Annotated in this window: 16 protein-coding genes and 1 pseudogene; 5 read left to right on the top strand and 12 right to left on the bottom strand. The window is 53.0% G+C overall.

Annotated features, from left to right (window positions below; translation table 11 throughout):
• Positions 1–24: 24 nt before the first annotated feature.
• From PUT07_RS22020 to PUT07_RS22050, 7 genes are all read right to left on the bottom strand, one after another.
• On the bottom strand, positions 25–837 hold the full coding sequence (locus tag PUT07_RS22020; protein ID WP_274470930.1) for a carbohydrate ABC transporter permease: 813 nt from the start codon (positions 835–837) through the stop codon (positions 25–27).
• A complete protein-coding gene (locus PUT07_RS22025; RefSeq protein WP_274470605.1) occupies positions 837–1,721 on the bottom strand; it encodes a carbohydrate ABC transporter permease in 885 nt (294 codons plus the stop codon). The genes PUT07_RS22020 and PUT07_RS22025 overlap by 1 nt, the downstream gene beginning before the upstream one ends.
• Before the next feature lie 11 nt (positions 1,722–1,732).
• The gene (locus tag PUT07_RS22030) at positions 1,733–3,073 is read right to left on the bottom strand and encodes an extracellular solute-binding protein (RefSeq protein WP_274470606.1); all 1,341 of its coding nucleotides are present in this window, start codon (positions 3,071–3,073) and stop codon (positions 1,733–1,735) included.
• Positions 3,074–3,167: 94 nt separating this feature from the next.
• On the bottom strand, positions 3,168–4,769 hold the full coding sequence (locus PUT07_RS22035) for a response regulator (RefSeq protein ID WP_274470607.1): 1,602 nt from the start codon (positions 4,767–4,769) through the stop codon (positions 3,168–3,170).
• A complete protein-coding gene (locus tag PUT07_RS22040; RefSeq protein ID WP_274470608.1) occupies positions 4,766–6,586 on the bottom strand; it encodes a cache domain-containing sensor histidine kinase in 1,821 nt (606 codons plus the stop codon). The genes PUT07_RS22035 and PUT07_RS22040 overlap by 4 nt, the downstream gene beginning before the upstream one ends.
• Before the next feature lie 138 nt (positions 6,587–6,724).
• Positions 6,725–7,168, bottom strand: a complete 444-nt coding sequence (locus tag PUT07_RS22045) for an OsmC family protein (RefSeq protein WP_274470609.1) — start codon at positions 7,166–7,168, stop codon at positions 6,725–6,727.
• Positions 7,169–7,992: 824 nt separating this feature from the next.
• Positions 7,993–9,765, bottom strand: a complete 1,773-nt coding sequence (locus PUT07_RS22050) for a methyl-accepting chemotaxis protein (protein ID WP_274470610.1) — start codon at positions 9,763–9,765, stop codon at positions 7,993–7,995.
• 295 nt (positions 9,766–10,060) lie between these two features.
• Between PUT07_RS22050 and PUT07_RS35650 the strand changes: the two are divergent.
• Positions 10,061–10,195 (top strand): annotated as a pseudogene (locus PUT07_RS35650) (hypothetical protein); the annotation flags it as partial.
• A gap of 15 nt (positions 10,196–10,210) precedes the next feature.
• Here PUT07_RS35650 and lplT read toward each other — a convergent pair.
• The 4 genes from lplT to PUT07_RS22070 form a co-directional block, all read right to left on the bottom strand.
• Positions 10,211–11,380, bottom strand: coding sequence for a lysophospholipid transporter LplT (gene lplT / locus PUT07_RS22055; protein ID WP_274470611.1), 1,170 nt, complete (start codon positions 11,378–11,380; stop codon positions 10,211–10,213).
• 15 nt (positions 11,381–11,395) lie between these two features.
• Complete coding sequence (locus tag PUT07_RS22060) at positions 11,396–13,555, bottom strand: AMP-binding protein (RefSeq protein WP_274470613.1); 2,160 nt, start codon at positions 13,553–13,555, stop codon at positions 11,396–11,398.
• Between the two features lie 265 nt (positions 13,556–13,820).
• Positions 13,821–14,198, bottom strand: a complete 378-nt coding sequence (locus tag PUT07_RS22065; protein WP_274470614.1) for a VOC family protein — start codon at positions 14,196–14,198, stop codon at positions 13,821–13,823.
• A 146-nt stretch (positions 14,199–14,344) separates the two neighbouring features.
• Complete coding sequence (locus tag PUT07_RS22070) at positions 14,345–15,076, bottom strand: glycerophosphodiester phosphodiesterase (RefSeq protein ID WP_274470615.1); 732 nt, start codon at positions 15,074–15,076, stop codon at positions 14,345–14,347.
• Positions 15,077–15,283: 207 nt separating this feature from the next.
• On the opposite strand from PUT07_RS22070, the gene PUT07_RS22075 reads away from it, so the two are divergent.
• The 4 genes from PUT07_RS22075 to serC all read left to right on the top strand — a co-directional run bounded on the left by PUT07_RS22075 (position 15,284) and on the right by serC (position 19,928).
• Positions 15,284–16,255, top strand: a complete 972-nt coding sequence (locus PUT07_RS22075; protein ID WP_274470616.1) for a carbohydrate ABC transporter permease — start codon at positions 15,284–15,286, stop codon at positions 16,253–16,255.
• Positions 16,252–17,073 carry a carbohydrate ABC transporter permease gene (locus tag PUT07_RS22080; RefSeq protein WP_274470617.1) on the top strand — a complete coding sequence of 274 codons (822 nt, stop codon included), beginning with the start codon at positions 16,252–16,254 and terminating at the stop codon, positions 17,071–17,073. Before PUT07_RS22075 ends, PUT07_RS22080 begins: the two co-directional genes overlap by 4 nt.
• Before the next feature lie 84 nt (positions 17,074–17,157).
• Positions 17,158–18,546 carry an ABC transporter substrate-binding protein gene (locus tag PUT07_RS22085; protein ID WP_274470618.1) on the top strand — a complete coding sequence of 463 codons (1,389 nt, stop codon included), beginning with the start codon at positions 17,158–17,160 and terminating at the stop codon, positions 18,544–18,546.
• A 293-nt stretch (positions 18,547–18,839) separates the two neighbouring features.
• Entirely contained in the window at positions 18,840–19,928 is a 1,089-nt protein-coding gene (gene serC / locus PUT07_RS22090; RefSeq protein ID WP_274470619.1) for a 3-phosphoserine/phosphohydroxythreonine transaminase, read from the top strand.
• Between the two features lie 82 nt (positions 19,929–20,010).
• On the opposite strand, the gene lpdA is transcribed toward serC, so the two are convergent.
• Positions 20,011–21,423 (bottom strand): dihydrolipoyl dehydrogenase, encoded by a 1,413-nt coding sequence (gene lpdA, locus PUT07_RS22095; RefSeq protein WP_274470620.1) that lies wholly within the window; start codon positions 21,421–21,423, stop codon positions 20,011–20,013.
• Between the last annotated feature and the right edge of the window lie 2 nt (positions 21,424–21,425).

Consider the following 21,425-nt stretch of genomic DNA (forward strand, 5'->3'; position numbering starts at 1 on the left):
TGAACACGCTCCTTGATAGTAGGGTTAAGCTTTAACGCTTTCGATCATGCGCTTCTGCAAAAACAGGTAGATCAGAACGACGGGAACGAGACTGAACATAATCGCCGCACATAGCGAGCCGTAGTTCATATTCAGCTGGTCGTAGAAGGCAACCATGCTGACCGGCAATGTGCGAAGTCTCTCTTTGGACTGGAACAAATTAGCCATCATGAACTCGTTCCAACTGCTGAGGAAGTTGAGCATAAACACGGGGAGGAGCATAGGAGCTGTCGTCGGGACGAGGACGCGCCCCAGCAATCCGTAGATCGAGAGGCCGTCCATGATACCCGCATCCTCCAGCTCACTGGGAATGGACTTGAAGATCGCATTAACCATGAAAACCGTGAGCGGCAGTCCAACCGTTATGTAAGGCAAGATTAAAGCCATAGGTGTATTATACAAATGCAAGCTTCTTAGCAGCATATATAGCGGTACAAGCAGCGAGCCTGCGGGTACTAGCAGCGCCAGCATCAGCACTCGTCTGATCGCTTTGCTCAAGCGCGGAAATGTCATGCGTGTCAGCGCGAATGACGTAGCTGTGCCAAGCAGCAGCGTCATCGCTGCCGATATGATTGAAATGACTAGACTGTTCGTGAAATATTGGGAAACGTGCGCTCCCGTCCAGGCGTTCCAATAATTAGATATGAGCCATTCGTTCGGCCAAGACCAGGGCGAAGTGATGATTTCCTTATTCGTTTTGAAGGAGGAGAGGAGTACCCAACCCATTGGTAATAAAATAATGCCGATATACAGAGCCAGGACGGCATGCGGCAGCGCATTTCGAGGCGCCCGCTTCATCACAGCCGCACCTCCTCTTGCTTCGCCGTCATCCATCCGAAAACGGACGTCAATAGTCCGGTAAATAATAATAGGAGCAGCGCAATTGCATTGGCGTAGCCGTATTCGCCTATCCTGTACGCTTTCTTATACATGTAGGTACCCATCACTTCCGTAATCCCGTATGGATTGCCGCCTGTCATGACGAAAACGATATCAAGCGCCTTCATGCCTCCGGTTATCGACAGCAGGATCATCACTAGGATGACGGGCCGCAGAAGCGGAAGCGTCATCGACCAGGCTTGCCGGAAGCTCGATGCTCCGTCCATCTCTGACGCCTCCAGAATGCTCTTCGGAATGGCATGAATCGCCGACACGACCAGAATGACGTAGAAGCCGATCCACTGCCAAGCGTTCGTCACGAGCACGGACAGCATCGCGGTCGATTCATCCGCCAGCCAAGTATGCTGCCATGTCTGCAGACCGGCGGCCTCCAGCACCTGGTTCAGCAAGCCCGCTTCGGGATGGTAGATGAAGCCCCAGAGCACTCCGATCACGGCCGTTGACAAAATCGTCGGAAGGAAGATCATCGTTCGATAGAAGGCCATCCACCGCCGGACTCTGCTCAACGTCAGCGATAATCCGAGAATGAACGGGATCTGCAAGCCTACGGAGAATACGATAAAATACAAATTATTTCGCACGGCCATCCAGAAATATGGGTCCTGGAACGCCGTGATGAAATTGTGCAGACCATTCCATCGGGCCGGCGATACCCCGTTCCACGCTGTGAATCCGTACCGGAAGGACATCATCATGGGGGATATGAAGAAAATGACGAGTAAGAGCAGCGTGGGAATCGTAAAAATGGCGTAAGCTAACCGGCTTCTTCCTGCTTGTTTCATGGCTTAACCTACTATTTCGTATGAGTTTCTTCCTTATTGGAAGCCTCCTGCTGCTTCTGGATATCCGCCATCAACGAGGCCGGGTCCGTTCTTCCGCCTACCAGCTCCTGCATGCCGCGCTCCAGCTTCTCCCGAACCTTGGTCTGGATGCGCGAGTCGAAGGCGGGGAAAGCCCCTTTGCTGCTAGCGAACACTTGTAAAATCTCGGTAACGAGCGGATTCACATTGCTGGTGTCCTGAAGCTTCATCGCAGGCGGCATGCCTTCTTCGACAAGCTGCCTTTTCTGCATCGGTTCGTTATACATCTGGCGGATGAATTCCTTGATCGCCACGAGCTGAGCTGGCGTCGCTTTCCTGGAAAAGCCGTAAGCGTTGGACCAGCCGCCGTTAATATAGCCGTCTCCCGGCCCGCCCATGTCCGGGAAGCTCATGAATCCTACGTCGTTCGCGATCGTCGACTTCTCGGGATCGAGCAATGGCGTATTGGCCCAGGAGCCGTCGAACATGAATGCAGCTTCGCCGCTGCTGAATTTATTTTGCTGTTCGGCATAGGAGAGCGCCAGGCTGCCTTCTTGAAAATATCCTTTTTTCACCAGCATATTGTACTTCTCGAAAGCGTCGGCTACATCGGGATCCGTCCATCGCTTGCTGCCGTCAAGCAACCCTTCGACGGATTGGGGACCGGCCGTACGAACCCACATCGTATTGATCATCATATTGATGACCCAGGAATCTTTGGCGGCGAGCGCAAAAGGCGTGATTTTCCGCGCCTTCAGCTTGGCGGCGGCGGCGATCAGCTCCTCCCAGGTTCGGGGCGGATCTATCTGTTGGTCGGACAAAAGCTTTTTGTTATAATAAAGCCCCTCGACATACCCTGCCATCGGGATCCCGTAAATTTTGCCGTCTACCGTAAACTCCTCGAAGCTGTAGAACTTATCCGTAAGTCCCAGCTCCGCCAGAATAGGCGTCAGATCAAGGAGCCTGTTCGCTTTGACATAATCCCTCGTATCGGTGCCTCCGAACAAATCGAAGATTTCCGGCGGATTTCCGGCTGCCATCTCGGCTCTCAGCTTCTCGAACCGGTTCACCTTGTCCTCGACGCCGTCCAGCGTGATCGATAAGCCCGGCACCTTCGCCTCGGTTGCTTTCACTACCTCCTGCAGCATGGCCAGCCGCTTCTTCTGCGTATCTTTCACCTGCGTATGGCGGATTGTCAGCAGGACAGGCTCCTCTTTGGCGCCAGGCGCCGGAGCTTCGCCGCCCGGATTCGTCAGGTTTGCGCTGCTGCAGGCTGACGCCGCGAGCGAAACGGCGACGAGCCCGGCTGCCAATCTCCACTTACTTTTTGCCATGTTCCTCGGTCGCCTCCAAGCTTGCAAAATAAGTATAATTGAACGGTCGTTCACCCTGAAGACCTACAAATTCCTCATCCAGGGGCAAATTTCTCTACTTTGCCTCCATGCGCTTCTCCCGGTACTCCGACGGGATCTCGCCGGTGAACTTCTGGAATACTTTGGTGAAATAACGCCGCTCGACATACCCGACGGATTTGCCGATATCGGTTATGCTCTTGTCGCTGTGCAGCAGCATCGATTTGGCCAGCTCCATCCGGTGCCTGGTGACATACTCCACGAAAGTTTCCGCGAAATGCTGCTTGAACAACAAGCTGAAATAGCTTGATGATATGCCGAGGGAGCCGGCGACGTCATCGATGCCGAAGTCGCTCGAATAATGTGTGCGGATATACTCCTTCGCCTGCGCCATCAGCACCTCGCTGTTTTTCTTCTTATTCGCGCCTTCCAGTCCGATCGCGGCGAGCTGCTCCATGACTTGGAACAGATGCGGAATGCTTTCGCTTTGGTCCAACTGGCGCCACACCCGCTCCTCCTCTTGCACATTCAGCGAACTCATCTCCCGCAGCTCGCGCAGCACGTGCAAGATCAGAAAATGCAGCATTTGATAAGCTCTGGCGAAGGAACTGTTCGGCAGCCCTTCCAGCAGCGTCTTCAACCGGTTCAAAGCATCCTCGGTTTTGGCGCGATTCAGCTGTTTGAGGCCGGTCACCACCTCCTCAACCAGAAACCACAACGAGCTGTTCGCATCCGCGGGCTCTTGCGACTCTTTATAGCGCAGCACGGCTTCCTGCTTGCCCATGTTAAGCTGCATGAACCGCTGCAGCTTGCGGTATGTGCCGGACAGCTCACGCAGTCCCACTGCGGCAGGATAGAAGCCAACGCTGATGCCCAGCTTCACCGATTCCCGCACATTCTTCTGCAATTGTGCTGCCAGCCCGCCAAGCCTGGCATCCGATGATTCGTCCGTGTCCGACTCATCCCACTGAATCAGTAAACACCATTCGCCTTCCCGCATCTGCAGGACGGAGAATTCAGCCTTGTGCCCGGCCATAGAATCCTGCAGCACGTTGCGGACCGCGAAATTCCACAGCTTCCTCTCCTGTTCCGGCCAATGGAGCGATTGCTGCGAGTAATCGTCCACGTCGATCAACATGAACGAATACTTGAGCGTATCCAGATCCACGTTATCGATCGGCAGCAGTGTGTTCGCCGCAACATCCGTACAATTGAGCAGGACGTCCTGCAAAATTTTCTCATAGGCCAGATTTTTCATCCGCCCCCATCTCATCTGCTCCTCGCGCTTGCTCGCTTTCTCCTCCCTGATAACGCCAGCCAAATGGCGTATGCTGGTTTCCAGCTCTTCATAATTGATAGGCTTTAATATGTAATCTCTGACGCCGGAACGCATTAGTGAGCGGGCATACTCGAAATCTTGATACCCCGTAACCATAAGCACCTTGCACGTCTCGTTAATCTCCCGGAGCTGGCCGACGAACGTAATGCCATCCATCAAGGGCATGCGAATATCGCTCATCACCAGATCGGGCACATGCATCTTGCACAGCTCGAGTGCTTCCATCCCGTTTCTCGCCGTTCCGGCTATATCGATCTCCAGCTCGGCCCATGGAATAACCATTTGTAAATTCCGCAAAATGTTAGGCTCATCGTCCGCCAATATCGCTTTCAGTCTCATAGGCTTCCTCCTCCCGTCTTGGGAATGACAATCTTGATCGTTGTTCCATGCCCTTCCATGCTGCAAATAAACATCCCGTACCGACTGCCGTACTGGATGCGGATGCGGTCCGCTACATTGCTGACGCCAAGCCCTCTCCGCTCTTCATTGACGTTCGCCCCGAGTATTTCGTGGAAAGGTGTCGCCAGCTCCGTCCGGTAATGAAATTTAGCCAATTTCTCATGGCTGATGCCTACGCCGTTATCCGCGACATACAACCCGATCCGTTCGCCTTCATCGGCAACCGTGACCGTGATGATCCCCATGTAATCAATCGGCTCGAAGCCATGCTGTAACGCATTTTCTACCAATGGTTGAAGCGTCAGCTTCAGGATGTTGAACGGCATCGCGGCGGGGTCCGCCTCAATGACATAGCGGAATTGATCCTCGAAGCGAAATTCCTGAATTTCCAGATAGCTTTTGAGATGCTCCAGCTCTTGTCCGAGCGTGATCTCTTCCCTGTTCTCCATGCCGATCCTTAGCAGATTGCCGAGCCGGTACACCATTTGGCTCACTTTCCTGCCCTGATTCTGGATCGCCAGCACATTGATCGATTCCAGCGTATTGAACAGGAAATGCGGCTTGATCTGAGCCTGCAGCAGCATCAGCTCGGCCTTGTTCTTGCGGTCCTGCTGCAGCTTGACCTCTTCCAGCAGGTCCTCGACCCGCACGACGAGGGAGTTGAACCCTCTGGCCAGCGCCGACGTTTCATCTTTGCCGCTTTCCTCCATGCGCGTCGTCAGGTCGCCGCGTTCCACTTTTTTCATAGAGGAGAGCATACGCAGAATCAGCTGCACGATACGCCTCACGAATACCAGATTGTATACGAGCGCGAAAAATAAACAAACAAACGTAATCCCGGCAACCAGCTTCATAATCGTCTCGATTTCGCCTGCGACATATTTCCATGAGGTGATCGATACGACGCTCCAATCCTGCACCCCCATCTGATTAATGTTCAAATGATAGAGGGAGACCAAGCTCTTTTCGTTTTGAAAATTAGCCTGAAAACTTTGATTGCCTTGCCGCAAATCGAGCTTGCCGCCCAGCAGCTGGAGCACATTGGCCCCTTCCAAATCCTGCTTATTGTCATAGAAAATAAGTCCGCTCTTGTTCACAAGCAAGTATCGTTTGGAGCTGCTTTCGGTCGTATTGAACGATTTGAAAATTTGATCAAGCTCATTGAATCTGAACTTCAGCAGCATGAAGCCGAGATTGTCCATCGTCCAGAAATCTTTGACCATTCGCGCTTGGTAGAATTCGCCGCGGCCCGCCCCCAGCTCCTTATATTCCGACGGTCCGATCCACAGCGGACTGCCGTTCAATTCCTTAATCTGCTCAAAGGCCGTGGAGCCCGCCAGCGTCGCCCAAGGCAGGGCGCTGCCGCTCGTTCTTCCCGCGCTGAAGGAGCTGCCGGCGTTGTTATAAATGACGACGGATTGAATCGGTGAATACGTCAGGATGGAGCCGCGCAGCAGCGTATCGAACGTGTTCAAATCGTAGGAGGAGGGCGCCTCCTCTCCTGGCTTTACCTCGTCAATCGTCCGGTAAATGCCTTGAATGCTGTCCTTGACCATCCAGAAGTCGGAGAAATAGTTCGCTTCCTTGAACATGTAATAGATGTTCCGGGATATCGCCTGCAGAGTGACCTCGGTCAAGTCTCCGTATTTTTTCTCAATCAGCTGCTGCGAAACCGTATATACAGCCGTGCCCAGCACGAATAAGGGGATAATAATGAATAATAAAAAACCGATAAAAACTTTTTTATTCAAATTCATTTGTCGTCTCGGGGACCCCTTCTAAACCGAATCAGGCACCCTCCTGGGGACGGCGCCTCTCTACTGATGCTTTTATTATAAATGAGCCTTCTTGGGGGAACCTAGGGATAGGATTAGCCTGCTGAGGGATAAAATCGTCTACTCCGGGACGGTCGTAATCACCGGTTCTACGGACACGTCTATATTGCCTTTGAGCGCCTTGCTGATCATACAGGCTTGCTCCGCCCGGTACACCGCCTTGTTTATTTTATCCAACTGCTCCTCCGGCATATGAACGTTGACGGAAATTTGCGGCCGATGAATGATACGGTTCACCTTCATAGCCGGGCTGCTCTCCACATAGATCTCGGAATGCAGCTGCAGCGATGCGATGCCTTGCCGTTTCAGCAGCATGCCGAGCGTAATGAGATAGCATGTCGCCGCCGCGCCCAGCAGCAGCTCCTCCGGATTCGTACCGATGCCAGGCCCGTCGAATTGGCTGGGCACCGAGATCGCCGAATCCAGATTGCCGGACCGGATATGTCCGTTGCCGTCGAGTCCTCCGGTCCATTCGGCTTGCAGCTTGAATGGCTGTTCGCTCATACAGGAATCACTCCTTCTCTTCTGATGCAGATGATTGCTCTCATTGTATCGAAATGCGCCGGCATTCACCAGTCGGTTGGATGAAGAATTTTCCCTGAAATGGAAAAATCGCCCCCGTCCTGTGATCAGGACGAGAACGATTTCGATTTGCGCAATATAAAAGGCTCCGCCATTAGGCTGCACTTCGATTGCGATTATTGATCTCTATGATTATGCATTCTCTATGTGTTGGAATCAAAACAATGAAAGCCCTACCTCTCTTCCATCCTTGCGGCTCCAATGACCGCGCCAGTACGAATTGCTTAACAAACACTGCTGCCGAAACACGAAGACGCTGCCTCGGTTTTACCTGAACAAACTATCATTGGGATTGAACTAACAAGGAGAGGGGGTTACTTTCTACTCGTAAATTGTCTTAATGAGGGTAAATGAGGTTTTAGTCTATAGTGTTTATATGGTTCATTTCAATCAATAGATGAAATTATACTTGATAGAGAACACACTTGTCAATAAGATTCTTTTTCCTAAGCAGAGAAAAAGGCAGTCCCGCTGACCAAATCAGTAGTCTGGGGCTGCCTTGATGCACGTGCTGTGTAATACTTACGGACACCGGTACTCTTATTTCCGTTTCCATCGCCCCTTTTGAGCTCTAACGGACACTAGCGACTCTATTTACCCATTCGGGGCCACTAACGCGCTCCAAGATAACGAATAGCGTTACCTCTGGCCGTTAAAATCCCAGATCGGCCTTTTACCTCCTAATAAGCGCTGTGGTGTCCGTTAGACCTGCTTCGGAGCCGTCGCCTCCAACCGGCGGGGCATTTCTAAACGGTAAATTTCTGCAGTGAAATTTGCAGCTCCTCCGCCAGTCCGGCCAAGGACTTGGCGGAATTCTCGATTTCCTCCGTCGTCGACATTTGCTGCTGGCTGGCGGCTGACGTCTCCTGACTGGCGGAAATACCGGTTTCCGACACGCTGCTCACGATCCCCATCACCTGTTCGATGCGTACATTGGCGTCCACGAGCTGGTTAATGTTCTGATTCACCCGCTCGACTTTGGCATTCACCTTCTCAACGGACAGCTCGATGTGCGTAAACGATTCCTGCGCCTCGCCGGAAATCGTCAGTCCGGCCTGCACCTTGCCTGCTCCTTCATGCATCGAGCTGACCGCGTGATTGATCTGTCTCTGAATCGTAGAGACCAGATCCGTGATGTTGCGCGCCGAAGATGCGGACTGCTCGGCGAGCTTGCGCACTTCTCCGGCGACGACAGCGAAGCCGCGGCCCGCTTCTCCTGCGCGCGCCGCTTCAATCGCAGCGTTCAACGACAGCAAATTGGTTTGCGTCGAAATTTCATTGATCACATTGACGATCTCGCCAATCTTATGCGCATTTTTCCCAAGTGCCGCGATGACGCCGTTCACCTCTTGAACCGCATCCGAAATCTCGGACATTTGACCCGCAATCGAGACGACGGAACGTTTGCCGTTCTGCGCGGCAGCAGTCGCTTGACCGACGAGCTCCGTGACTTCCTGCGCCGATTCGTCGATCCGCTTCGTGCTTGTGAGCATCTGCTGCACGGCTTCATTCGCTTGATTCACACCGGCGAACTGCTTCTCGAAATCTTCCGAGAGCTGTGCGCTGGAAGAAGCGACTTGCTTGGCGGCAAGCGTGCTTTGCTCGGAGCTGGCGAGCAGCTCTTCGGAGCTGGCCGATAGCGTCAGCGCATTATCGGCGATTTGCGCAACGAGGCTGCGCAAATTGCCCGTCATCGCGTTGAAGGAACTGGTCAATTTGCCGACTTCATCCGCATACGGATAATCTCCCTTCACGGAAAGATCGCCGCCTGCCGCTTTCTCCATGTGTTCCTGCAGCCTGCGGATCGGTGTCGTCACAATCATATTGAGCGCCAGCGCATTCACCGTCATCACCACGATAGCGATGATAGTCGCTACAATAATGACCCCGTGCGAGATGCTCGAATCTCTGCTGCTTGTTTGTTGAAACTGCTCCGCCGCGGCTTCTTTAAGCTCCACCAGCTTATCAAGCGCCGCAATCGTTTTGTCGCCATGAGGGGACACTTCATTATTATAAACCTGGTAAGCGACTTGGTTATTTTGCGTCGCATGGTCCATCGTCATCGTTACGATTTCCCGGTATTTCTTATTCAGCTCCTCGAAACTTTTGAAGGCGGCCGCTTCCTCCTCCGTTAACGGGATCCCGGACAGCTTGGCGACCAGCTCCTGATTCTCGGCGCCGCTCTCATCCAGCTTCGCTTTCAGCTTGGCTTTGTACTTCACATCGACGGACAGCATCATTTCGAGCAGATACGATTCCGTTTCATTGAAATTTGATTTCAACTGATTCATCCATTTGACAGAAAGCAGGCTTTCCTCATACATCCTAGTAGAATTGCTAGACATCTTATCCATGAAATAATAGCCGGTAATACCAACGATCAGGAGGAATAAAATAGCAATCGCATTCATCAAAAGCAGCTTAAATCTGAGCTTTAGATTTCGAAGAAAGGACAGGTTGACTTTCATATTTCTTACGTTGTTCAGGCTGTTCATATTCAAACTCTTGGCGAATTTCAAAGTCCGTTCTCCTCCTGATCATGCAGACCTTCTAACGAATGTTAGATTCTCTCACACAATTATAAATTAATTTACCTATGGTTTATTTTACAAACAAGCGGCCTTTATGTAAAGACAAAATTCGGCAAAATCGCCTGTACAATCATACTTTCCTCCTAGTAAAATACTACCAATCCAGCTGCGGCTCGGTAATGATTCTTATGCTTTCTTTTGGTTTCATTGTGAATCCGCTTTCGATTGATGGGAGGGGATCTAACATCGTGAGCATCCCTTTCTCGGAGCCGCCGCAATACAAATAGGCCCAGCCGCTTCGTCTCACGACGGCATCGCCGATGTCGTCGTGAGTCAGAGCAGAGGGCACTTAAGGCTGCTGCTTATTTTATTCAAAGTGTATCAAGGCAAACATTCGCAGCATCTTGAGGCTTCCGTCTATCGCGGTGATCTGCTAAATCGCCGTTTTCAGCCGTTCCCGCTGCACGATCAGATAGACTACGAACACGGCCAGCATGCAGGCGATCCCGGTGATCGACAGATCCGGAGACAGCCCATCCTTGGAGATTTGCGTGTAGATCCCGACGCCCCCCAGCATCATCGCATTTTCGATGAAGTTTTGAACGGCAATCGTTTTCCCCGCCCCGATCATTCCCTGTCCCTTATCCTGCAGGATCGTATTCATCGGTACGATAAACACGCCGCCGCTGAAGCCCACCAGGAGGAGCAGAGCAATCGTCATGTACAGGTTCGTGATAAGCGGGAACAGCAAAATGACAATGATCATGATGATACCGAACACGAAGGAATTATAATAGCGCCGGGCCGGAACAAGCTTCGGCGTCGCCAGCGCCCCGATCATGATGCCGACGCCGGTGACGGCCACCAGCAGCGAAATCTGATCGACCGACTGGATGCCGAGATGCAGCGGTACCCAGGCAATGATGGCAAGCCGAACGACCGACGATGTCATCCAGAACGAGCCCGTGCCGACGAGCGAGAAACGGGTAGCCCGATCCTCCAGCAGCAATCTCATATCCGCCGCAAAAGCTTTGGCCGCCTGGCCGTAGCGAATCGCCGGATTGCCGTGCAGCTTAGGCATCTGAAGCGTCATCGCCAGCGAAATCAAATAGAGCGCCAAGCAAGCGGAGATGGAACCCGGGAGCGACATCTTGGCCAGGATGCCGCCGCACACCGAGCCAAGCAGAATCGCCATGATCGTATAACCTTCCAGCCTTGCATTTGCCCGCAGAAGCTCCTGATCGGAATGCGTCAGCGAAGGCAGAATTCCATACTTGGCCGGCGAGTAGACGGCAGCTCCTATTCCGACAATGCCGTAGCTGACTGCCGGGTCTACATGCAGGAACATGGCCAGAATGCCCAGGCTTTTAAGGGCATTTCCGACGAGAAGGACGCGGGACTTGGAATTTCTGTCGGCGAATGCGCCGACGAATGGCGCAAGCAGGACGAATGCCGCAAGGAACGAGCCCTGCACGACACCGATGTAATAGTCGGGAAACGCATGCTGTTTAATTATGGCGAGCGTGATGAAGAGAATCATGTTGTCGGCACATGCAGATAGAAATTGAGTAAAGTAGAGTAGCTGAAGAGGTTTCATTCTCATATTGGGTTCGCTCCCTTAAGATGCGTGAGGATCCTGCAGAGCACGCCGCTTGATCGTCACATAGTCGATTTTGCCGCTGCCGAGCAGCGGCAATTGTTCCACGAAGCGAAGCTCCGAAGGCATATAGATCGATGGATGCCCCTGCCCCTTCATCGCTTCTCTAAGCGCATGCAGTTGGACGCTCGGATTGTTATGATAGACAACGATCCGCTCCCCCTTGCGCGTATCCGGCACCGCGATCGCAGCGCACAGCGCATGGGGCGGCAAGCTAGCGGCGACCAGCTCTTCAACCATCGGCAGCGATACTTTCTCGCCGCCGATTTTGGCGAAAGACTGCAATCTCGCCTGGATCGTCAAGAATCCCTCGCTATCCATCTGAACGACATCGCCGCAGCTGTACCATTCCGGGCAAGGGACGAAGCCCTGGCCATGGATCAGATACCCTTTCATAACATTCGGGCCCTTCACCAGCAAATGGCCGCCCTTCTCAATTCCATCCACCTTCTCGATCCGGATCTGCATTCCCGGCAGCACCCGGCCAACAGTTCCTTTCCGCACATACATCGGCGTATTCAGCGAAATGACCGGCGCCGTTTCCGTCGTTCCGTACCCTTCAAGAATCCGGATACCGAACTTATCCGCCCACGTTTGCCTCACTTCTTCCTTCAGCTTCTCGGCGCCGGCCACTACGTATTTGAGCGCACAGGCGAAATCATAAGCATGCGCCGTTCTCGCATAAGCCGCCAGAAACGTTGACGTACCGAATAAAATCGTAATGTTCCGATCATAGACGATCTCAGGTATAACCTTGTAATGGAGCGGATTCGGGTACATGACCACTTTCATGCCCGATAAGATTGGCAGCATCGTACCGGCTGTCAAGCCGAACGAATGAAACATCGGCATCGCGCCGAGCACAACGTCGGACGCATTGAAGGCGATCGCGACTTTAGCCTGCTGAATGTTGGCATAAATGTTGCGGTGAGTCAGCACAACTCCCTTCGGTTTACTTTCACTGCCCGAAGTGAAGAGGACGACTTCGTTCGCGTCTTGCCCGACAGGCCCCTCCGTCTTCCGTATCCAATCGAGGAGTCCGCGCCATTTATGAGCAAAACCAATGGTCGTTTTCATATCTTCCAGATAAATGATCGTATGCAAGCTGCCTGCTCCTTCGATGAAACCGGCGAGATCCGCCTTCTCCACGAAGGCTCTGGACGTAATAATCGTCGTTGCAGACGCGGTTTCGCAAGCATCCAGCATCGCCTGCTTCCCGGCGGAGTAATTCAGGATCGCCGGCGTAATGCCCAGGCGGAATAGCGCGAACAGCGTAACGGCATGCGCCGCTGCATTCGGCAGGAGCACGGCTGCGCGCTTCTGTCCGGACAGCTCCTGCTCCAATCGGCGAGCGATTGTATAAGTGGACAGCAGCAGCTTGCGGTAGGATAACGCTGCATCGGCCATCACATCTTCGCAAATGATCGTCCCGTAGCCATGCTGCCGGGCCGCAAGGAGCAGCTCATTAAATAAGTTGATCTGCGGCTTCATCCGGCTGTCCAGCAGATGGCTCTGCATGCGGCTGCCGATCTCGTCCGTGGCCCGCTCCTTCTGCGCTCTCCGCGTGAGTTTCTCGTCCACAGCCACTTGAAACGCTTCGCCGATTGAAATGGTTACCGCCGGAAACCAGATCTGCTTGATTTTGCCGCGGAGGTAGGAAAGCTTGGAATGCTCCAGACCGTTCAAGGCCACCGGCACCATACGGGCCTGAGACCTCACCGCGATGTAACCGATGCCGCCGTAGAGCTTCATCATGCCGCCTGTCGTGGTAATGCGCCCCTCCGGGAAGATGACAAGCGGCGTTCCGCTTTGCACGGTTTTGAGCATTTTGCGTACGGAGTAGGGGTTCAGCGGATCCACCGGAATGTGCGCCCGGAAGTGAAGCAGCCAAGCAAACCGCTTGGCGATTCGCGTGTTCACCACGAAAGCCACTTCCTTCGGCAGGATCAGCGCAAGCAGCGCCGCATCCAGCAAGGAAACGTGATTCGGCACGAGCACCGTTTTCTCCGACAAAACAAGCCGTTCCATTCCTTTCACTTGGACTCGAAAGCTGGCAAGAACAACGGGGCGCAGCAGCGGAAGCAGCAGCCTTAGCAGCGTAATAAACAACCATTTGATCATGGTGACTCCTCCTAAGCGTTCGCATGGCGATACTGGAAATCCGGCATAAAACACGAAGTTTATTTGGGCTTCTCTTAATACCAGGTCATAATTCCATTGTATTCATCTGCCGCCGTTGTGATAGTACTAACTTTACTTAGTACTGTCTGCGGTGCGAGTGCCAGCTTGCGTTTCCCCTTCCTCTCCCTTCCTTCACCTCCCATCGCAGTCTCCACAAAATAGACCGCGGCACGGGCTGCAGCGGTCTAGTCGTCAAATGCATATGTTATTTCGAAACTTCACTGGTTAAAGCCAAAGTGTTGCCTTCCGAATCCTGGAAGAAAGCCATCCAGAGATCGAAGCTTCCCATGTCGGCCACTTGATGCGGTTCGCCTACGAACGCAACGCCTCGGTCCATGAAGGTCTCATATACGCTCTTGATGTCGTCGACTTTGTAGTAAATCACCGAACCCGGGTGGTTGAATTCAGCTTTCTCCGGGAGACTCAGCATCAAGCGGATGCCGCCGCAATCGAAGAAAGCCATCTGTCCCGCTTGGAACAGGAATTTCATCCCCAAGGTGTCGCGATAAAAAACTACGGCTCTGTCGATGTCCCCCGCATGAACGGAAATTTGTGCGATTTGAGTTAGACGGTTTGTGCTCATCCGTGTTCACGTTTCCCCTTTCGACTGGATCTGTCCATATTTTACCATGGCGGACGGATCTAGGCACCTGTAGATGGAGACGAACTCCCACAGGAAAACAGGCGACCGGTGAGCAGGCCTCGCGAGCACATCCGTACCGACTCGACTTACACGCCCAACACCTTCCGCAGCTTCGCCGGAAAATCTGTAATAATCCCTGTCACACCGGTGTCGATCAGCCGTTGGAAGTCGCGGACATCATTCGCTGTATAAGGATACACCGCAAGTCCCGCGGATGACGCCAACTCGGCATCCTCTTTCTCGAAATGGTGGTGGCTCGGGTGCAAAGAATGCACCTCCACTCCCATTTGCTCCGCATAGGCCGCGTGATTGATCAAATCGGCTGCATACAGCAGGCCGACTTTGACGGCAGGCTCCGCCAGCTTGATCCGGCGGATCACTTTATGATCGAACGAGGAGATGACCACATCCTCCATACGTCCGCTCTCACGTAGAAAAGCGAGCAAAGACTTCTCCATCCGCCCTGCATAGGCATGCTTCACTTCCACATTGATCAGACGGCCGCGCGGCACGAGGTCGAACACGTCCCGCAGCAGCGGCACCCGCTCCCCGGTGAACGCTTCGGAGAACCAGAATCCGGCATCCAGTCCTTTGATATAATCCCAGCTGTGCTCGCCAATAAGTCCGGAGCCGTTCGTTGTTCGGTCCAGCGTAAAATCATGGCACACAGCAATCTCGCCATCCAATGTGAGATGAACATCAAGTTCGATGCCGTCCGCCCCTTGCTCGAAAGCGAGAGCGAAAGATCCTAACGTATTTTCAGGCGCTTCCCCGGCCGCTCCGCGGTGGCCGATCACAATAGGTTTACTTGCTGTCATATCGTTCTCTCCCATCTATTCATCGGTTTCATGACCAAATTATAGCTCCATCACTCAGCGCTTGCCCAGTAGACAAGCGTAAAGGTTACGTAAATCCGCAAGGAAAATTCACAAATCATTTAACTGTATTTAACATTGGTCAAATAAGCCGCGGCTAAGCTAGATCAGGTACAGGCCAGTTACTAACTTTCATGGAGGAACGATGTCATGAGTACGATAGATCGCGATGTACCGTTTCCAACGGCTGCATCTTCCGCTAAGCCAATCAACGTTAAAGCAGGGCTTCCCCCTCGTACCCTTCTGTCCGCACGATGGGCGGAGACGCTGCTAGGCTATGTTTTCTTGCTGCCGTCGCTTGTCTTGTTCGGCATATTCTTGTTTTACCCCTTGCTGCAAACCGTCTATCTCAGCATGCACGAGACGGATCCCAGAGGCCGCGTAGCCGATTATGTAGGCTTTGACAATTTCATTGCCATCTTCACTTCCGAGCGCTTCTATCAAAGCTTGAAAGTGACAGGCCAATTCACCTTACTGACCGTGCCGGCCAGTATCCTTCTAGCCCTGCTGCTCGCCGCACTTACGCACAATCATCTGAAAGGCATGCGTTTCTTTCAATTCGTATTCTCGCTGCCGGTTGTCCTCTCTGTCGGGACATCCTCCGTCATCTGGATGATGCTGTTCCATCCCAGCGTCGGGATGCTGAACTATCTCCTGCAAGCTGCCGGCTTGGAGCCAGTCGCCTGGCTGACCGATCCGAGATGGGCGCTGCTCTCCGTCTCCTTGATGACCGTGTGGATGAATCTGGGCTTCAATTACATCGTCCTGTTCAGCGGACTTCAAGGCATTCCGGACGACATCTACGACAGCGCCTTAATCGATGGTTCCGGACCGATCAGAACCTTCGTTCAAATCGTGATGCCGCTGCTGTCTCCAACCCTATTCTTCGTCACCATCGTCTCGATCATCGGCGCTTTCCAGTCCTTCGGACAGATTCATATTCTGACCAAGGGCGGACCGGTCAACACGACGGACGTTCTCGTTTACACGCTGTACCAAGACGCTTTCATCAATTTCCGTTTCGGCATCGGAAGCGCCCAGGCGCTGGTGCTCTTCACCATTATTTTGCTGCTCACCTTGCTGCAATTCAAAGTATTCGAAAGGAATGTTCACTATCAATGAACCGACATCTGCAAAATACTTTCGTCTATGCCCTGCTGGTCATTGCCGCCGCGCTTGTGCTGTATCCGATTTTCTACACGTTTGCGTCTGCGCTCATGACGCCCGAGGAAGCTTCGGCTTATCCGCCGCATATGCTCCCCGGCAGCTTCTACCTGGGAAGCATTCAAGCCGTCTTCGATCTCGTGCCGATCGCCAAGTTTGTGACCAACAGTCTGATCGTCTCGATCATCATCATGGTAGGTCAGCTCATAACGTCCGCGATGGCCGCTTACGCATTTGCGAATATCCGTTTTAAAGGGAAGGCTGCGGTCTTCGCCCTGTTCATGGCTACGATGATGATTCCTTGGGAAGTTACAATTATCCCTAACTATTTGACCGTCAAGAAATGGGACTGGCTCGACAGCCTGCAAGGGTTGACCGTCCCGTTCCTGGCGACGGCTTTCGGCACGTTCCTGCTGCGCCAATTTTTCCTGCAGCTGCCGAAGGAGCTGTTCGAAGCGGCGCGCATCGACGGCTGCGGCCATATCCGCATCTTCTGGCGCATCGTGCTGCCGCTGGGCCGGCCTGCACTCGCTACACTGGCTGTCTATGCGTTCTTGAACGCCTGGAACATGTACTTGTGGCCGCTGCTCATTACGAACAGTGAAGACATGCGCACCGCGCAAATCGGCATCGCCATGCTGCAATTCGAGGAGCTCACCGTATGGAACCTCGTTCTGGCAGGCGCCACAATCGTTCTCCTGCCTTCTCTCATCCTGCTCGTGCTCGGGTTAAAGCAGCTCGTCCGCGGACTTACCGCCGGCAGCGTGAAAGGTTAATCTTTGTTGGCTGCTCTGCTTTGGCTCTAACGGCCAAGGCGGAATTCCATATATCTAAATTAAAAAAGGGAGAGAAACAAACACATGAAATACGTAAACATAAGAACATCCGCACTCGCCATGACTGCCTTCATGATGATGCTGACCAGCGCTTGCGGCAAAGCCGAAGTTGCATCCTCCGGCTCCACGGCAGCTGCCAGTCCGTCAGCGGCTGCATCAACTGCACCTGCCAAAACGTCTGAGCCCGTGAAAGTCATTTGGTGGCACTCCATGAGCGGTGAGCTCGGTCAAGCCGTCGATAAGCTTGTGGCCGATTTCAATGCCTCGCAGAGCAAAGTGAAGGTTGAGGCTGTTTTCCAAGGCACTTACGATGAAAGCTTGAACAAAATGAAAGCTTCGATGGATACGAAGAGCGGTCCGTCCCTTATTCAAGTGTACGAGATCGGTTCCCGTTTCATGATCGATTCCAAAGCGATTACGCCGGTTCAGAAATTCGTTGACAGCGATAAATTCGATCTTTCCCAGCTGGAAGAAAACATTTTGAACTACTATAAATTTGACGACAAATTGTATTCCATGCCTTTTAACACGTCCAATCCGATCCTGTATTATAACAAAGACATGTTCAAAGCTGCCGGTCTCGATCCGGAGAAGCCGCCAACTACGTATGAGGAAGTGGCCCAAGCAGCGCAAGCGCTCAGCAAAGACGGCAAAGCAGGCGGTTCGTTCGCCATCTACGGATGGTTCATGGAGCAGTTCTTTGCCGGACAAGGCGCAGAATTCCTGAACAACGGCAACGGCCGCACCTCCCCTGCAACCGAAGCTCTTGTCAACAATGACGCAGGCGTCAAAACTTTGACATGGTGGAAACAAATGGTGGACAATAAGTCCATGCAAAACCTCGGCCGCAAAACCGACGATACCAAAAAAGCTTTCGCTGCGGGGCAAATCGCGATGACGCTCGATTCCACAGCTTCCTTGCGCGGTATCGTAACAAGTGCAGAGGGCAAATTCCAAGTTGGAACAAGCATCCTGCCTAGACCGGCAGACGCCAAAGACGGCGGTGTGGTTGTCGGAGGAGCAAGCCTCTACATTCTGAACAACAAATCCGAAGCGGAGCAGCAAGGCGCTTGGGAGTTCATCAAATTCCTGACCAATCCGCAAACGCAGGCATGGTGGCATGTCAACACAGGCTACTTCCCGATTACGAAAATAGCGTATGATGAGCAATTGGTCAAAGACAATCTTACGAAATATCCGCAGTTCAAGACCGCCATCGACCAGCTTCATAACACCAAAGCGAATAAAGCTACGCAAGGCGCTGTCATGGGCGTATTCCCGGAAGCCCGCCAAATCGTAGAGACGGCGATCGAAGAAGCGCTCACTGGCAAGAAGGCGCCGAAGGACGCGCTGGATGCAGCCTCCAAAAGCATTGCCGAGAAGCTTGCAGCCTATAATAAGACCGTAAAATAATCGGCTTCCAGAAAAAGTATTGACCTTTGCGGTTAACAGGCATATAGTTAGAGTCAACTTCCATATTCGATTATGCCAATGAAGAGAATCCAACTCCGAGGCGTTATCGCCAAGCAGGCCTGAGAAGGCTGACCTAAGTTAACCGGCACCGCCCGTTACCGCGGAACCAAGTGGAGAAGCAGCCGCAAGGCACTTCTTAAATTGGGTGGCACCGCGAGCTAACGCTCCTCGTCCCAATCGGATGAGGAGCGTTTTTTGTTGTTTGCACATCCAATTATCGGGAGGAATGCCACATGTCAACACGCAAGTACAATTTTAACCCGGGTCCGGCCGCGCTGCCGCTAGAGGTGCTGGAGGAAGCTCAAGAGCGTTTCGTCGACCATGAGCGCCAAGGGATCTCCTTGCTCGAAATGTCGCACCGCAGCCGCACAGTCGAGGAGCTAAGCGAAGAAACCCGGAACCTGCTGCGAACTTTGCTCGCGCTGCCGGACTCGTATGAGGTGCTCTTCATGGGAGGCGGAGCCAGCACGCAATTCGCGCTGCTGCCGATGAATTTCCTGGCTCCCGGGCAGACGGCCAACTATGTATTGACGGGGAGCTTTGCGGAGAAAGCCTATAAGGAAGCCGGCTATATCGGACATACGCATATTGCAGCCAGCACGAAGGAGCAGGGTTGGCGCACCGTTCCTGCGGTAGGCAAGGACGATCTCCGCGGCGATCCCGCTTATCTGCATATCACGATGAACAATACGATCGAGGGTTCTTGTTTTACACAAATACCGGATACCGGGGGTACCCCGCTAGTAGCCGATGTGACAAGTGAAATCTTGAGCAGGAGGCTCGATTTGGAGAAGTTCGACTTGATGTATGCCGGTGCCCAAAAAAATCTCGGACCTGCCGGCGTCACTGCGGTCATCGTGCGCGATGCCTGGTTGGAAACAGCCTCCGCCCGGATACCGGAAATTATGCGTTATTCCACCTTTGCCGCGAATAAATCGTTGTTCAATACGCCGCCCGTTCACGCGATCTATATGATGAATCTGGTGCTCAAATGGACGCATCAGCAAGGCGGTGTGGAACAAATTGAGCGGCACAATCAGCGCAAATCACAGCTGGTTTATGATGCTATAGATCGAAGCGATGGTTTCTATCAAGGTGTAATCGAAGCCGAATACCGCTCATCGATGAATATGACCTGGCGGATGGCAACTGAGGAATTGGAACGTGCGTTCATTGCGGAATCCGTGTTAGCCGGATTTGAAGGTTTGGCAGGTCACCGCAGCGTCGGCGGACTGCGCGCTTCGGCGTACAATGCGGTCACTTATGAGGCTTGCCTGGCGCTGGCTGAATTCATGAATGACTTCGCCCGCCGGCACGGTTAGCAAATAAAAGAGTCCCGTAGAGCGGCTTCCGCCGACTCTCGGGACTTTTTATCTAAAGGTATGGAGATACCGTTAATGAGGCTTATTTCAACGTGTGAATCGGATGACCCAGCGCACCTTCGGCTGCGTCCATGATCATTTCCGTTAATGTCGGATGTGCGTGAATCGTAAGCGCGATGTCTTCCAGGTTAGCGCCCATCTCAACTGCAAGAGCTAGCTCTCCGATCAAGTTCGAGGCTTCCGGACCAACGATTTGACCTCCCAGCAGCGTGCCTGTCGCTTTATCGGCAACCAGCTTCACGAAGCCTTGGCTGGCGTTCAAAGAGTTGGCGCGGCCGTTAGCGCCGTAAGGGAATTTCCCGATCGCCACCTCAATGCCTTGCGCTTTCGCCTCTGTCTCGCTCAAGCCGACACCGGCAATTTCCGGATCGGAGAAGACGACAGCTGGAATTGCTTTGTAATCGACGACGCTGGAGTGACCCGCGATCGCTTCTGCCGCAACTTTAGCTTCATAAGAAGCTTTGTGCGCAAGAGCCAAGCCAGGGACAACGTCGCCGATAGCGAAAATGTGCGGGATGCTCGTTCTGCCTTGGTTATCCACTTCGATCAGACCGCGATCCGTCATTTTCAAGTTGATCAGATCCAAGCCAAGCTCGCCATCCGTGTTCGGGCGGCGGCCGACCGTTACAAGCACATAATCAGCCGTTACTTGCTTCTCTTCGCCTTTGACCGTGAAGGTAACTGTTACGTCATTATCTGTTTTGGTGCAAGATTGCGCCAGCGCTTCCGTATGCACTTCAACGCCGACTTTGTCCAGGTTGCGTGCTACCAGCTTCGTGAATTCTTTCTCGAAGCCAGGAAGAACGTGATCGGAACCTTCCAGTACCGTAACTTTCGTACCGAATTTCGCATAGGTTTGACCCAGCTCGATCCCGATGTAGCCGCCGCCGATAACGACCATGCTTTTCGGAATTTCAGGCAGGTTCAGCGCCTCGGTGGAAGAAATGATTCTGCCGCCGAACGGGAATGCTTTCAATTCGATCGGACGTGAGCCCGTTGCGATAATGCAATGTTTGAAACGGTAGCGAGGCGCTTCCGCATCGTTGAACACACGCGCTTCGTGCTCATTGATGAACATCACTTCGCCTTTGAACATTTGCACTTTATTGCCCTTCAGCAGGGAGCTTACGCCACCTGTTTGTTTGGCCACAATGCTGTTTTTCCAAGCTTGTACTTTAGCAAAATCGACTTTGACATTCTCTACGGAAATGCCCATCGAATCTGCGTGCTGAGCATGCTCATACGTATGAGCTGCAGAGATCAGCGCTTTGGACGGGATGCATCCGCGGTTCAAGCAGACGCCGCCCCAATCCGATTTATCTACGATCAGTACGCTTTGACCGAGCTGGGCCGCGCGAATCGCCGCGACGTAACCGCCCGGGCCCGCACCGATGACGAGCAAGTCAATATCTAAAGAAGCATCTCCTACTACCATGC

This window comes from Paenibacillus sp. MAHUQ-63, assembly GCF_028765165.1.
GTDB lineage: Bacteria > Bacillota > Bacilli > Paenibacillales > NBRC-103111 > Paenibacillus_E.

Bases quoted from the DNA above. Each gene is read 5' to 3' on its own strand.
- PUT07_RS22060 (WP_274470613.1), bottom strand. From the start codon at position 13,555: ATGATCAAATGGTTGTTTATTACGCTGCTAAGGCTGCTGCTTCCGCTG.
- PUT07_RS22020 (WP_274470930.1), bottom strand. From the start codon at position 837: ATGAAGCGGGCGCCTCGAAATGCGCTGCCGCATGCCGTCCTGGCTCTG.
- PUT07_RS22045 (WP_274470609.1), bottom strand. From the start codon at position 7,168: ATGAGCGAACAGCCATTCAAGCTGCAAGCCGAATGGACCGGAGGACTC.
- lpdA (WP_274470620.1), bottom strand. From the start codon at position 21,423: ATGGTAGTAGGAGATGCTTCTTTAGATATTGACTTGCTCGTCATCGGT.
- PUT07_RS22075 (WP_274470616.1), top strand. From the start codon at position 15,284: ATGAGTACGATAGATCGCGATGTACCGTTTCCAACGGCTGCATCTTCC.
- PUT07_RS22085 (WP_274470618.1), top strand. From the start codon at position 17,158: ATGAAATACGTAAACATAAGAACATCCGCACTCGCCATGACTGCCTTC.
- serC (WP_274470619.1), top strand. From the start codon at position 18,840: ATGTCAACACGCAAGTACAATTTTAACCCGGGTCCGGCCGCGCTGCCG.
- PUT07_RS22035 (WP_274470607.1), bottom strand. From the start codon at position 4,769: ATGAGACTGAAAGCGATATTGGCGGACGATGAGCCTAACATTTTGCGG.
- PUT07_RS22030 (WP_274470606.1), bottom strand. From the start codon at position 3,073: ATGGCAAAAAGTAAGTGGAGATTGGCAGCCGGGCTCGTCGCCGTTTCG.
- PUT07_RS22080 (WP_274470617.1), top strand. From the start codon at position 16,252: ATGAACCGACATCTGCAAAATACTTTCGTCTATGCCCTGCTGGTCATT.
- lplT (WP_274470611.1), bottom strand. From the start codon at position 11,380: ATGAGAATGAAACCTCTTCAGCTACTCTACTTTACTCAATTTCTATCT.
- PUT07_RS22070 (WP_274470615.1), bottom strand. From the start codon at position 15,076: ATGACAGCAAGTAAACCTATTGTGATCGGCCACCGCGGAGCGGCCGGG.
- PUT07_RS22065 (WP_274470614.1), bottom strand. From the start codon at position 14,198: ATGAGCACAAACCGTCTAACTCAAATCGCACAAATTTCCGTTCATGCG.
- PUT07_RS22040 (WP_274470608.1), bottom strand. From the start codon at position 6,586: ATGAATTTGAATAAAAAAGTTTTTATCGGTTTTTTATTATTCATTATT.
- PUT07_RS22025 (WP_274470605.1), bottom strand. From the start codon at position 1,721: ATGAAACAAGCAGGAAGAAGCCGGTTAGCTTACGCCATTTTTACGATT.